Here is a 13,049-nt window from a genome sequence, read left to right as displayed (position 1 = left end):
GACCGTGTAGAGGGTCAGGCCGGCGCAGCCGCTTTTGGGTCCAGGCGTAGTTCAGTGATGAACAGGTGCGCGGCCGTGACGAGGGTGATGTGGCGGTGCCAGCCGATCCAGGAGCGGCCCTCGAAGTGGTCCAGGCCGAGGCCGGTCTTCAGCTCGCGGTAGTCGTGTTCGATTCGCCAGCGGATCTTGCCGTAGCGGATCAGGTCGGTGTGGCTGGTGGTGGCGGGCAGGCTGGACAGCCAGTACTTGACCGGCTCGGCCTCGTTGTCGGGCCACTGGGCGATCAGCCACCGCTCGGGCAGGGTGCCGTCGGTATCACGGGCGACGCGGTGCCCGGCCGGACGCACGCGCAGGAAGACGAACTGGGAGCTCATCGTGCCTTTCGAGCCTTCCCGCCAGGTGATCGTCTCCGTAGCGGCGTGTCCGGCGGCGCGGACGTGTTCGACCAGGCTGATCGCCGTCTTCGGGTAGCGCGGGTCGGTGCGGGTCGGTGGGCGGCCCCGCCCGGACCACACCCGCGCCACCGGCTGCACGTCTGGCTCGTGGGCGAGGGCGTCGCCTTTGACCTGCATGATGTAGCCGATCCCGCGCTCGTCCAAGGCACTGCGGAACTGGCTGTTGTCCCCGTAGCCGGCGTCCGCGGCCAGCACCGGCGGACGCAGCCCGTGACCGGCCAGCTCGTCGAGCATCTCCACCACCAGCGACCACTTCGGCTGATGACGCTCCTGATCAGGTATCCCGCACCGGGCCCGCCGGGCGGCCACCCCGGGACGGTCAGCCTCGTCAACGCTCTGCCCATCCCACGACGTCGGCAGATACAACCGCCAATCCAGAGGGCACGACGCGGTGTCGGTCACGGCGTGAACACTCACCCCGATCTGGCAGTTCGCCACCTTCCCCAGGGTGCCGGAATACTGCCTGGCCACGCCCGGCGATCCCTTGCCATCCTTCGGAAAACCAGTGTCATCGACCACCCACGCCACCGGCCCGACCACGTCAACCGCCCGGCGGGCCAACCGCACCCGCACCGCCGTGGTGTCCCACGTCGAGGTCGTCACGAACTGCTGCAACCCCTGATGATCCACCCCGAGCCGCTGCGCCATCGGCTGCATCGACTTACGCCGCCCGTCCAGCAGCAGCCCCCGCAGATACGTCTCACCCTTGGCCCGCTGATCAGACCGAACCAACGGGGTGAACACATCCACGGCGAACGCCTCAAGCCGTTGCCGCACAACGGAAAGCTCCTCAGGGGTCACCACAACATCGAACTATCCCGAACCGCTTCACTCCCCAGCGACACGCCGACCTAACAAAGCACTACTACCTGCTGTATCTGGTCCGGCATCGCGGGTTGCTGAAGTTCGGGGTCGGCGGCGCACGTCGGGTGCGACAGCACCTGCTGGCGGGTGCGGAGCTGGTCGAGGTCGTCGAAGGCCACCACGCCGACGTGATCGTCGCCGAGGCGATCCTCAAGCGGGAGAAGCGGGATGCGGCGGTGCCGCTGCGAGTCTGGCGTACATGGCGGATGCCGGTCGTCGCCGCCGACCTGCCCACCGCGCAGCGCCTCGCCCGGGTCGTCGCCCGCTGGACCGTGATGCTGCCGCAGACCGACCCGGGCGAGACCACCGTCTCCGCCGAGGACGACCAGAACGTACGCCATCGGGTCTTCTGCGACCTGCTGATGCCCGGCGGCCGGCGCTGCCTGCTTCGCGCCCACCACGACGGCCCCTGCGCCCGCCGCCTGCGCCGATGAGCCCGGGCGCCGATGCGCTGAATCGTGCAGGGCCGGGAGAGTGGATGGCGCCTCGGAGGGTGTCACAATCGTCCTGTGTCGACTGTTGGTGGTCACCTGTTTGGTGCCTATGGGATGTTCTGGGAGGCCGGGGAGGTCTCCTGGAGTCCGGGGTCAGGACCGAGTGCCTGGCAGTTGCTCGGCCGCCAGAACCACAACGCGGGAAGCATCCGGCTGTGCGACTTCAGGCGGGCCAGGGGCGTCTACATCCTCTTCGACGACTTCGGTCCGGCGTATGTGGGTCTGGCGCGGGGAAGAGGGGGACTCGGTGGGCGGCTCAAGGACCATCGTTCGGATCACCTAACGGGGAAATGGTCCCGCTTTTGCTGGTTTTCCTTCGACAACGTGGTGGAAGGTGACCTTGACGGGTGGAAGGTGGTGAGCCAGCGGGATCACCCGGTTCCCAGTACGGGCGACACGGTTATCCGCGAGGTGGAGGCGCTGCTCATCAACGTGCTCGGTGCCCGGCAACAGAACCAGATGAAGTTCCTGGGCGCCCAGAAATGGGAGCAGGTGACCGAGAGCGATGCCGCGACGATCAAGGAGCGAGGCGTCGTGGATCACCACGGGTTCACGTTCAAGCCCACGTACAGCTACTGACCTCCGCCGGAAGCCGGAGCCCGGCGGCAGGTCACGGACGAGGCCACACCTTGAGCGCCCACTGCGCCAGGCAGGCACCGCGGACAGTTATCGCCATGCAGGGCTCGGTGGCCCAGAGGTCGGCGAAGAACTCGTCGGCTGCCTGAGCCTTGGCGTCATGCGTGCGGACTTCTCCGGGACGGAGGGGCCGGGCGAGGATGGTGCTCTGGGTGAGCATCAACAGCGATTTCGTCTGGAGATAGTTGCGCTTCGTCTGCCAGGCGCTGTTGCTCATCTGGGAGTTCTTCGCACCGGTGACCAGCGTGAGATTGCCCAGGCGTTCGAGATCGTCGTTGCGCCGCTGCGTTTCCCGCGCCCGATCGGGATCAGAGAGGCCGGGCGGAAGGGGCCAGTTCGTCTCCCAGGCCCGGGGCAGCACGTGTTCGACGGTGAACGCCTTTCCCTTGCGGGTGCGGCCGCCTCCGTCGGGTGCCTCGTCCTCACTGACAGACGCCCCGGGCGGAGCCAACTGCTCCACGTCGGGGCCGAGCATCGCCGACTCCAGGGCTTCCAGGACCATGCGAACACGGGAGGCGCGCAGCAGACGTCGGTACTGGGGCTCGTCGGTCAGAGCCGACTCGAACTCCCAGTCCTCCGGCCACCTGGACGAGTCGTCGGTCAGGTCGGCGAGGGAGTTCGTCACGGCTTCGCCAACAGCCGCGGGGTCGGCCTTCTTGGCGCGGGCAAGTACGCCTGCGAAGACCCGGTTGTAGTTCTTGGCTGTGAGACCGCAGGCCGCACGCCGGACGAGGTAAGACTCGACGGACACCAGCGCCCGCTCGAACTCGGCGCGGGGAACCTGTCCGTCGACCTGAGCCGCCATCCACAACACCAGGGGCATGGGCGTGGTGGTGTTCAGATCGTGGAGCCTGGACATGAAGCGACCCTCGGCGGTGCCGTACGGGGCGCTCCGGAGCCGCCGCCAGGTGGTGACATGGTGGGCGATCTCGGCGAACAGCCGGTTTACCCCCTCCGGGTCCGGCCTCGACATCGGGCCCGACCGGGCGCGAGCGATCTCCTGGACCGTCGAGAACAGGTGGGCCTGTGCGACGTCCGCACCGCGCGGACTCGCCGACGCGGCCCAGAAGCCGATCGCGAGATCAAGACGCTGACGGCGTGTCCGTCCTACCGAGTCCTCCTGGGAGTACCACTCGTCCTCAAGAGCCGCCCAGTACTTGCCGTGAAGGGCGTCGACCGAGAGCCCAGCCACCTGAGCCCGGTTGAACATGTGGTTCTTGACCAGGTCCGACGGGAGGAGGGCCGTGCCGTGGGCGTTGAGCGTCTCGAAGATGACCTGGGCGTCGTCCTCGGCCGGGTCCAGTTCGATGACGACGATGCGAATGAGATCCCGCAGCGTGTCGATCAGTGCGGCCAGACGATCCTCGGCGGAGGCGGCCTCGGCCTCGGCGCTGATCGACGGGCCCGCCCAGTCGTCCTCGTCGCCGGGATCCCAGCCGGAACCACCGTCGGCCGTGTTGACGAAACCGATGACCCTCTCGCGGAAGAAGCGGTACGCGCTGCCGAGAAGCGAATGGTCCGGGTCGTCGTTCATGGCCCGCTGAAACGACTCCCGGTCGGCGTTCGTGGGCCAGACCTTGTGCCGGTCGTGCACCTCCTTCACCGAGTCGTGCGGGTTCTCGATCAGGCGTCCGATCTTGCTCGCGTGCTTGCTGAGACCGCAGTCGATGGCGGCCACGCGGGTCGCGGCGAGCAGCAGTTGCAACGTAGTCATCCGCTGCTGACCGTCGATGATGCGTTGCTCGGGCATTTGCCCCGTTTTGGACAGCAGCCCCTCGTGCACGACGGTGCCGAGGAAGTGCGGTCGGGTGGCGTCGACGCCGCGCTCCCGATCGGTCATCAGCCGGGACGTCGTCTCCACGACGTCGGTCCACAACGGCCACCAGTTGTCCTGCTCGTTCCAGACGTACTTCCGCTGGAACAGCGGCACGGTGTAGCGGACCTCATTGGTCAGGATCCTGCTGAGCGAGAGCGTCTTGGAATCCATCCGACCTCCTGACCCCCCCGCGCCGCCCATATGGCCGAGGTTCGAGCCGTAAACCATCGACGGACACACATCATATTGTGCGAACCCCTCCGCCGCCCGCCCTCCATCGGCACCACCTGATGCCGAACGGGGGATTCGCGCGGTGGCCGTACGCTATCGAATCTTCTGTGACCTGCTGATGCCCGGCGGCCGGCGCTGCCTGCTCCGCGCCGACCACGACGGCCCCTGCACCCGCCGCCTCCGCCGGTGACCGGCCGGGCCGTGGAAGGAGTCCATCGACCCTGACAACACGGGAATCGCCGAGGAGGAGCCGGTCAGTCAAGTGCTGAAGTTTGCCGAGCCGGCTGAGGACGCCGTTCTGGTGCCGCGGGCGATCACCGTGGTCGAGGCGATCGACCGGCTCAGCCGGAAGAGGCAGGCCGGCTACCTGAGCACGGCCCTCATCATCACCGAGAACGGTCGGAGGAGGGACAAGCCGCTGCGGCTGGTCAGTCCCTACGACCTTCCGGTGCTCACCGCCCTCGCCATCACCTGAGTCCTGAAGGTCAGGCGGTTGCGCCGCTGGTCCGGTTGTCCCAGAGCCGAGCCGGCGGCGTACGGTCCTGGCCGACGAGAGGGCCCGGCCGGCCCCCGATGGCCGGGCCACGACGCCGCACGTCATCCGATTCCGTTAGCGTTCGCTGGTGACCACTGAGCGACCGAGTCTGGAAGACAAGCCGGAGACGGAGCACCCCCCGCCACTCCGGCGGGAACCAAGCAGGTTTTCCGACTGGGGACCTGACTACGGCCCTGAGATCCTTGACTACGAGGAGCCGCCGTACGACGAGCCGGAAGCCGAGACTGGCAGGCGTGACCGGGCCTCTTGACTAGGTGTCTGCCACTGATGGCCGGCGGGGACTCGGCCCGGGCGCTGCTCCGGGTCGAGCATGGGGGATACGGCAGGTTGTCCGGTCCTCGCGCCGCCTGCGCAGTGACCCATCAGACGATCCGGCGCGTTGACTGGCCGTTGCGCCGAGTGCAGTGGTGATCATCAGGCCGCTAACCTGCGCAGCACGGGAGGTGGTCGGGTTGGCTCGGCGTTGGGACGCCTGGTTCGAGACGGAGCATCTTGTCGTCCGGCGTCGGCGGTTGCTGCCATGGCTGAAGGCGGATGTCAGGCACATTCCGCTCGCCACGGTCATCGAGATCGGCGCACCCACCGCGCCGACCACGCGAAGCGGCGCGCACAACTCACCGTCCGGAACCCGTCGGCACCGCACCTGACCGAGGTCATCCCGGTCAGGTTCACGCCGGAGCAGTGGGAGCTCGCCGAATCGTTCGTGCGCGAACGGCAAGCGGCGCCGGCCGAGCCGCCACAACCCGGCGAGGAAACACCGACGGGAGGGGCGGCCGCGACCCGCCCGGCTGTCGGCGTCCCGCCACAGTCCAGGCGACGGGCGCAGCCGACCGCCGCTCTGCAAGCCCACCTTTCGACCAAGCAGGCCTCCACCACACGAAGTGCCCCGCCGACAACTCAGGTCGTGCGGGCCGGCGACGGCAAGAGGCCGGTGTGGCTGTGGCTCCAGAACGGGAAGGTTTACGCCTCACTCGTTCCAGTGGGCAACACCTCGCCGTGCAGGCTGAGCCCCGCCGACGTCGCCCAACTCCTGCTCGCCGACCGGTCCAGGGCGATGCCGGCCATCCGCGCGCTGACCGGCATCGCCGACAGCCACCAGGCTCTGGCTCGCCTACGGAGCTGGCGGGGGTCGGACCGGGTCGTCGTCAACCTGAGCGCCTCCGACCTCGCCTGCCGGCGGGTCACCGAGGGCCTGCAGAAGCCGGGCCGGAGCAACCCGGACGGCAGCGTGCGGACCGTGCCCGGCGGCCTACCGAGCCTGAACAAGCGCCGCCGGTGAGCAGGAGCTACGGAGACGCCGGCCGGGCACGCGTAGCGAACCGGTCCTCGGAAGCGATGCCGGCGTCTCCGTCGTTCCTCAGGCGGTCGCCGAGCCGAGGCCGAGGCCGTCGAGCAGGTTGATGAGGTCGTCGTCGCGGGTCACCTCGTAGCCACGCTCGCGCAGCTCCGCGACCAGTTCAGTCTCGCCGTCGAGCGGGATCTCGAGGTACTCACCGTCGTGAACCGTGAGCACGACTTTGCCGTACCGGTCCTGCAGGTCCTCCGGCAGCACGTCGAGCGCCCGCGCCGCGACCATCTTGGGCCAGCTCATGTCCACGACCGCACCCACCTCGGCGATGCGGAAGGGCTCGTCGTCGGGGTAGTCGTCCTCGTCGTAGCACTCGGGGCCGGCGGGGTTCCACAGGCGGGTCATCTGCACCTGCCGGGCCTCGCCCCACGTACGGGCGGCGGCGAGCGCCCTGATCTCGGCGGCCTCCCCGGCGGCGGTGTCGGCGTCGACGAAGGCGAGGCAGTCGTGGTTCGTGGCGTGGCCGTAGACCAGGCGCAGGCTGTTCAGGTGGTGCGTCGTCATGGCGCACATCCTGCACCAGGGGTACGACAACCAAGATCGGCATACGGGCCGGGGGCGGATCCACCGGTCGGGTGACCGCTAGGCTGACGAGTCCTGGCCTTGCCACCTGGAGAAACGCCCATGTCCGACAGCGTCTTCGCGCAGTTCACCGCCGACGACGACCAGCTTGCCGTCGCGTTGCTCGTGCAGCCGGCGATCAACGCCGCCCTGGTGCACAACCGGGTGCCGCTGGTCCGTCACCTCACGCTGGTCAACCGCGGTCCGGCGCCGCTGACCGACGTGACGCTGACGCTGGAGCTGCTCGGCCCCGAAGGTGCGCTGATCGAGCCTTGGAGGCGTACTTTGACCGCGCCCTTGCGGTCCGGGGCGAGTACCGGCTGGGACGACTTCCGGGACGTCACGCCGGACCGCGGGCTGCTGTACCGCACCGACGAGGCGTTCCCGGTCGACTACCGGCTCACCGTCGAGGCGCACGAGAGGCCGGCGCTGCGGCTGGTTGCACCGTCGGCGGTGCTGGCCCACAACGAGTGGTTCAACAGCCCCGCCCTGTATGACAGCCTGGCGGCCTTCGTGCAGCCGAACACCCGGGCGGTTGAGGCGGTTCTGCGGGCTGCCGCGCAGCTCCTGCTCGCGCGGACCGGCTCGGGCTCCCTGCAGGGCTATCAGGAGGGTTCCGAGCGGGCGGCGCTGATCGCCGGCGCGGTGTACGAGGCGCTGCGCCAGCTCGAGATCACCTACCAGACCCTGCCGGCGTCGTTCGAGAACAGCGGTCAGAAGGTGCGGACGACAGCCGCGGTGCTGGACGGGCGGCTCGGCAACTGCCTCGACCTGTCCGTCACCTACGCGGCCTGCCTGGAGGCGGCAGGGCTGCACCCGCTCATCTTCATCAGCGAGGGGCACGCCTTCGGGGGCTTCCTGCTCGAAGAGGAGCGGCTCGGCTCCGCGGCGGTCACCGAGACCAACCTGCTGATCTCGATGGTCGACTCCGGCCGGGCGGTGCCGGTCGAGCTGACCCGCATCGGACCCGGCGCGCAGTCGGCGACCTTCACCGAGGCGGTACGGGTCGGGCTTGGCCACTTCCGCGGCGACGGTGAGCGTTTGCAGGGCGTCGTCGACGTGCACCTGGCCCACCGCTCCGGCATCCGGCCGCTGCCGTCGGCCGACGAACTGGTCGCGCCCGCCCCGATCGACGCCGAGAGCGCGCCCGACGCCACCGCATCCCTCGACCTTCCGCCCGGTGTCGCCGCGGCGAAGCTACGGCAGATTGCGGACGAGGGTGACGAGGTGCCGCAGCAGTCCGACGGTTCGCCGGCGCGCGTCCAGCAGTGGAAGAAGTCGCTGCTCGACCTGAGCCTGCGCAACCCGCTGCTCAACCTGCCCAAGCGTGGCCGCGGCCTCGACCTGCACGTGCCGGTGGGTGCGCTGGCCCTGCTCGACGACCTCATCCACGACGGCCGTCAGGTGCAGGTCATTCCGCAGGACGACATCAGCCACGTCCACGAGCTGGCCGGGGCGCGCCGGGCGCAGGACCTCAACGCCGAGATCCTGACCCGGGAGTTGCGCACCGACCGCCGGGTCTACGGCGCGGTCACCGAGGCCCGTTACAAGACCGCGATGCGGGCGCTGCAGCGCGAGGCGCGCACGATGGAGCAGGAGACCGGCAGCAACTACCTCTACCTGACCATCGGCACGCTGGTGCACACCAAGGCGACCGGGGGAGAGGCGTACGCGCCGCTGTTCCTCCTGCCGGTGCGCATCGAGGGTGGCACCGGCCGCCGCCCGTACGCGATGGTCATCGACGGCACCGAGGTCGCCAGCCCGAACTACTGCCTGATCGAGTGGCTGCGCGTCAAGCACAGCGTCCGGATTCCGGAGCTGGAACAGCCGGTCCTCGACGAGCACGGCATCGACGTCGCCAAGACCCTGGCCGCGATCAACACCGGCCTGGTCGACAACCGGCTCAACTACCGCATCGACGAGACCGCCAGCCTCCGACTGCTGCAGTTCTCCACCTTCCAGATGTGGCGGGACCTCACCGACCACTGGCCCCGGTTCATGGAGAACCCGGTCGTCCGGCATCTGGTCGAGTCCTCCGGCGCCACGTTCGACGACCCGGCTCGCCCCGACCACGACGCCGACGTCGCCGTCGACGAGGCGGACCTGCACCTGCCGATCCCCGCCGACGGGTCCCAGATGCAGGCCATCGTGCGGGCCGAGCGCGGCCACTCCTTCGTCCTGGAGGGGCCACCCGGCACCGGCAAATCGCAGACCATCACCAACATGATCGCCCGGGCGGTCACCGCCGGCCGATCGGTGCTGTTCGTCGCCGAGAAGCAGGCCGCGCTGGAGGTCGTGAAGCGCCGTCTCAAGCAGATCGGCCTCGGGCCGTTCGCCCTCGACCTGCACGGGCGCAAGCAGTCCCTGAACGCGATCCGCCAACAGCTGCGCGACGCCCTCGACCAGTACGACCAGGGTGGCGACGGCACGTGGACGGCCGTCGAGACGGCCTACCGGACGCGGCTCGCCCCGCTGACGGAGTACCCGGCGCAGGTCCACACCGCCAACCCCGTCGGGATGTCGCTCTGGTCGGCCTACGAGCAGGTCCTGGCGTACGGGGACGGCCCGGTCGCCCCCATTCCGGTGAGCTACCTGCACGCGCCCGCCGAGGCACGCGCGCGGGTCGAGACAACCCTGCGGGAGTTCCCAGCGGCCGCACGCTCGGCGCGGATCCGTGCCGCGCACCCCTGGGCGCTCAGTGGGTGCCGATCCCTCGACGGGCTGCACGGCGCTGCCGTCACCGAGATCGCCGCCGAGCTCGAACGGCTCCGCGCCGACCTCACCGCTCACCCGCACCTGGTCGGGCTGCTGCGGACGCTGCCCGCCCCGGAGACCGTCGGCGAGCTGCAGGTGGGCGGCTGGCTCGCCGTACGCGGGCTGCTGCCGGACCGGGAGACCACCCTGCGCGCCAGCGACCGACGGTGGGACGAGGCGGTGGCTCGTCTCCAGGCGGACCTGGCGGCGTTCCGGCAGGGCTTCGCCGGTGAGTTGGCCACCTTCCGGCCGGACGTGTTCGCCCGCCCGGAGCTGACCGCCTGGCACGGCGAGGCCCAGGAGGCGGCGAAGAGACTGCTCGGTAAGCGCAAGCGTCGGCAGGCCATCGCGGACCGGCTGGCGGTGCACCTGGTCGCCGGTGCGACGCTCGACGTCGAGCGGGTGGAGGTGGCCACCGGTCGGCTGGTCGCCGCCCAGGCACAGGCGGCCGCGCTCCACCAGCAGTTGGTGGCACTGGGCGGGCTGCGGCTGCCGGCGTGGCAGCCGACCGACGCCAACGCGCAGGAGCGGCTGGCGGAGGCGATCGAGGCGACCCGGGCCGGCCGGACGCTCCTGGCCCGGCACCCGCAGGCCTGGGAGCTGTTCCACGACGGGTTCACCGACGTCGGCGCGGCCCTTCTCGACCGGGTCGCCTCGCGGTGGCGGGCCTGGCGCGGAGTGCTGCGCTCGGCCGGGCCGGAGCTGACGCTGTGGGCGGCTGGTGCACACTGGGTCGACGCCTGGCAGCGGGACGGCGCGGCGTGGCTGCACGAGCTGCAGGCCGAGGAGCTGTTCCCGCTCCGCCGGTGGGCGACCGTCCTGACCCACGCCGACGTGCTCGCCTCGGCCGGCCTCACCGAGTACCGGGACCAACTGCTCCGCGCCGAGGTGCCCGCGCAGCTCGCCGAGGAGGTCTACCGGCGGGGAGTCGCGGCGGCGTCCCTCGCCGATCGGGTACGCGCCGGCGGCCTGCAGTACTTCGACCCGGAGCTGCACGACGACGAGATCAGCCAGTTCGAGGCGGCCGCCGCCGAGCTGCGGTCCGCGCTCCCGACGCAGCTGCCGTCGGTGCTGATCGGCCGTCGCCCCTTCAGCCCGACCGACCGGCGCGACCGCTTCGCCGACTTCGCCGCAGAGCTTCGCCGCAAGCGGGGCGGCAGGTCCTTCCGGGAGCTGTTCGAGCAGTACCCGGACGCCGTGCTGGCGCTGACCCCGTGCGTGCTGGTCAGCCCCGCGTCGGCGGCGAACTTCCTGGCACCGGGTAGTCAGCGCTTCGACCTGGTCATCTTCGACGAGGCGTCGCAGATCCGCGTGGCCGAGGCGATCGGCGCGATGGGTCGCGGCAGCGCCGTCGTGGTGGTCGGCGACTCCCGGCAGATGCCGCCGAGCAGCATCATGCAGGCCAGTCACACCGCCGACGAGGTCGACGAGGGCAACGGCCCGGTGCCGGAGGACCTGGAGAGTATCCTCAGCGAGGCCGTCGAATCGGGTCTGCCGCAACGATGGCTCTCCTGGCACTACCGCAGCCACGACGAGTCACTCATCGCCTTCTCCAACCGCTACTACTACGACAACAAGCTCTCCAGCCTCCCGTCGCCCGGTGCCACCAGTTCCGCCGGCGTCAGCTGGCGGCGCGTCGACGGCCAGTACGACCGGGGCGGCTCCCGGACCAACGAGGTCGAGGCGCGGGCGATCCTCGCGGACATCACCCGGCGGCTGCACGACCCGGCGAACGCCACCCAGTCCATCGGCGTGGTCACCTTCAACATCCAGCAGCGGGACCTCATCCTCAACCTGCTGGAGGAGAGCACCGATCCGATCATCCGCGAGCACCTCTCCGGGGCGGTTCCGGAGCCGATCTTCGTCAAGAACCTGGAGAACGTGCAGGGCGACGAGCGGGACGTCGTCCTGTTCTCCCTGGCCTTCTCCACCAACCCGGAGACCGGCCAGCTTCCGCTGAACTTCGGTCCGCTCAGCCAGGCCGGCGGCGAGCGGCGGCTCAACGTGGCCATCACCCGGGCCCGCCGCCAGGTCGTCCTGTATTCCTCCTTCGACCCGTCGGACATCGACCTGTCCCGCACCTCCGCGCTGGGCACGCAGCACCTGCGGGCGTACTGCGAGATGGCCGCCGCCGGCGCGGACCGCCTGGGTGACCTGGCCACCGACCGCGCCGAGCGGCGCAGCCGGATCCGCGAGGAGGTGGCCACGGCGCTGCGCGGCCGCGGCCACGAGGTCCACACCTCGCACGGCCTCTCCGACTTCACCGTGGACATCGCCGTACGCAAGCCGGGCTCGCCCCGGTGGCAGGTAGCCGTCATGCTGGACGGCCCGGACTGGAGTGCTCGCCCGACGGTGGCCGACCGGGACTCGGCGCCAACGCTCCTCCGGTCGATCATGGGCTGGCCGGAGGTCGTGCGGTTCTGGCTGCCGGCGTGGATCCACGACCGGTCGGCGCTGCTCGACCGGGTCGACGAAGCGGTCACCCGAGCTGAAGCCCCCGTAACCGTCGAACCGGAGCCCGGGCAGGCTCAGGCCGCAGCGCCGCACGGGGACGCCGACCTGCCGCAGCCGCGCTCCGCGACAGACGACGAGCTGTCGCCGACGCGCCCGATGCTGGCCGCCGAGCTGTCACCATTGCGCCTCGCCGCGGACGATGAGCCCCTCCTCGGCGCGTCGCCAGCGCTCGTCACCGGGCTCGTCGCTGCGTCCACGCCGCCGCAGGTGACGGCCACGCCAGCGACAGAGACGGGCACCATCGCGGTCAGTCCGTTCGTTCCATACCTGCCGACCTTGCTCGGCGACCAGGCCGACCTCGACCTGCTCGCCACCGACCAGCGGGTGCGCAATCTGATGCGGACCGCGCTCCGCGAGATCATCGAGGCGGAGGGGCCCGTCGAGCAGCACCGGCTCGCTCGCCTGGCCCTCGCCCGGTTCGGCTTCCTCCGGACCAGGGAGGACCGCCGCACCGCCGTGCTCGCGCTGGTCGACTCCCGCCGGTTGTACGCGCACCCGACCGTGAGCCGATACGCCTGGCCCGATGGGGCTGACCCGCAGACGTACCGCGCGTACCGGGTCACCCAGGCGAGCAACGATCGGGCGTTCGAGGAGGTGCCGCCCGAGGAGGTGGCCAACGCCTTCGTACACGTGCTGCAGGACGTACCGAGCATGGACGAGGAGCGGCTGCTGCGCGCCGGCCTGGAGCGGCTCGGCTACCGTCGGCGCACCGACAAGATCGACAAGCTGCTCCGGTACGGGCTGCACGTCGCCGTAACCAGCGGTCGCCTTCGCTTCGACCAGGAGGGACGCCTGACCCTCGGCTGACGAGCGTCACCAG

General features: G+C 70.2%; 8 protein-coding genes. 5 read left to right on the top strand and 3 right to left on the bottom strand.

The features are described 5' to 3' along the window. Window positions 1–14: 14 nt before the first annotated feature. Window positions 15–1,256, bottom strand: coding sequence for an IS701 family transposase (locus ACTWM8_RS16435; RefSeq protein ID WP_446209790.1), 1,242 nt, complete (start codon window positions 1,254–1,256; stop codon window positions 15–17). A 269-nt stretch (window positions 1,257–1,525) separates the two neighbouring features. Here ACTWM8_RS16435 and ACTWM8_RS16430 point away from each other — a divergent pair, with 269 nt between their 5' ends. Next, on the top strand, window positions 1,526–1,753 hold the full coding sequence (locus tag ACTWM8_RS16430; protein ID WP_446214575.1) for a hypothetical protein: 228 nt from the start codon (window positions 1,526–1,528) through the stop codon (window positions 1,751–1,753). A gap of 75 nt (window positions 1,754–1,828) precedes the next feature. Further along, on the top strand, window positions 1,829–2,392 hold the full coding sequence (locus tag ACTWM8_RS16425; RefSeq protein WP_446209789.1) for a hypothetical protein: 564 nt from the start codon (window positions 1,829–1,831) through the stop codon (window positions 2,390–2,392). A gap of 31 nt (window positions 2,393–2,423) precedes the next feature. On the opposite strand, the gene ACTWM8_RS16420 is transcribed toward ACTWM8_RS16425, so the two are convergent. Then, on the bottom strand, window positions 2,424–4,436 hold the full coding sequence (locus ACTWM8_RS16420; RefSeq protein WP_446209788.1) for a DUF262 domain-containing protein: 2,013 nt from the start codon (window positions 4,434–4,436) through the stop codon (window positions 2,424–2,426). Between the two features lie 322 nt (window positions 4,437–4,758). On the opposite strand from ACTWM8_RS16420, the gene ACTWM8_RS16415 reads away from it, so the two are divergent. Both ACTWM8_RS16415 and ACTWM8_RS16410 read left to right on the top strand, forming a co-directional pair. Then, complete coding sequence (locus ACTWM8_RS16415) at window positions 4,759–4,971, top strand: hypothetical protein (RefSeq protein WP_446209787.1); 213 nt, start codon at window positions 4,759–4,761, stop codon at window positions 4,969–4,971. A 1,060-nt stretch (window positions 4,972–6,031) separates the two neighbouring features. Next, on the top strand, window positions 6,032–6,331 hold the full coding sequence (locus tag ACTWM8_RS16410; protein WP_446209786.1) for a hypothetical protein: 300 nt from the start codon (window positions 6,032–6,034) through the stop codon (window positions 6,329–6,331). A 78-nt stretch (window positions 6,332–6,409) separates the two neighbouring features. On the opposite strand, the gene ACTWM8_RS16405 is transcribed toward ACTWM8_RS16410, so the two are convergent. Next, on the bottom strand, window positions 6,410–6,904 hold the full coding sequence (locus ACTWM8_RS16405; protein WP_446209785.1) for a hypothetical protein: 495 nt from the start codon (window positions 6,902–6,904) through the stop codon (window positions 6,410–6,412). A gap of 120 nt (window positions 6,905–7,024) precedes the next feature. Between ACTWM8_RS16405 and ACTWM8_RS16400 the strand changes: the two genes are divergently transcribed. Beyond that, window positions 7,025–13,036: a DUF4011 domain-containing protein gene (locus ACTWM8_RS16400; RefSeq protein WP_446209784.1), complete on the top strand. Its 6,012-nt coding sequence runs from the start codon at window positions 7,025–7,027 to the stop codon at window positions 13,034–13,036. Window positions 13,037–13,049: the final 13 nt, after the last annotated feature.

The organism is Micromonospora sp. IBSANI012 (assembly GCF_052814045.1).
Note: the sequence above shows the minus strand (reverse complement) of the source record. Positions and strands in the feature narration are given on the sequence as shown.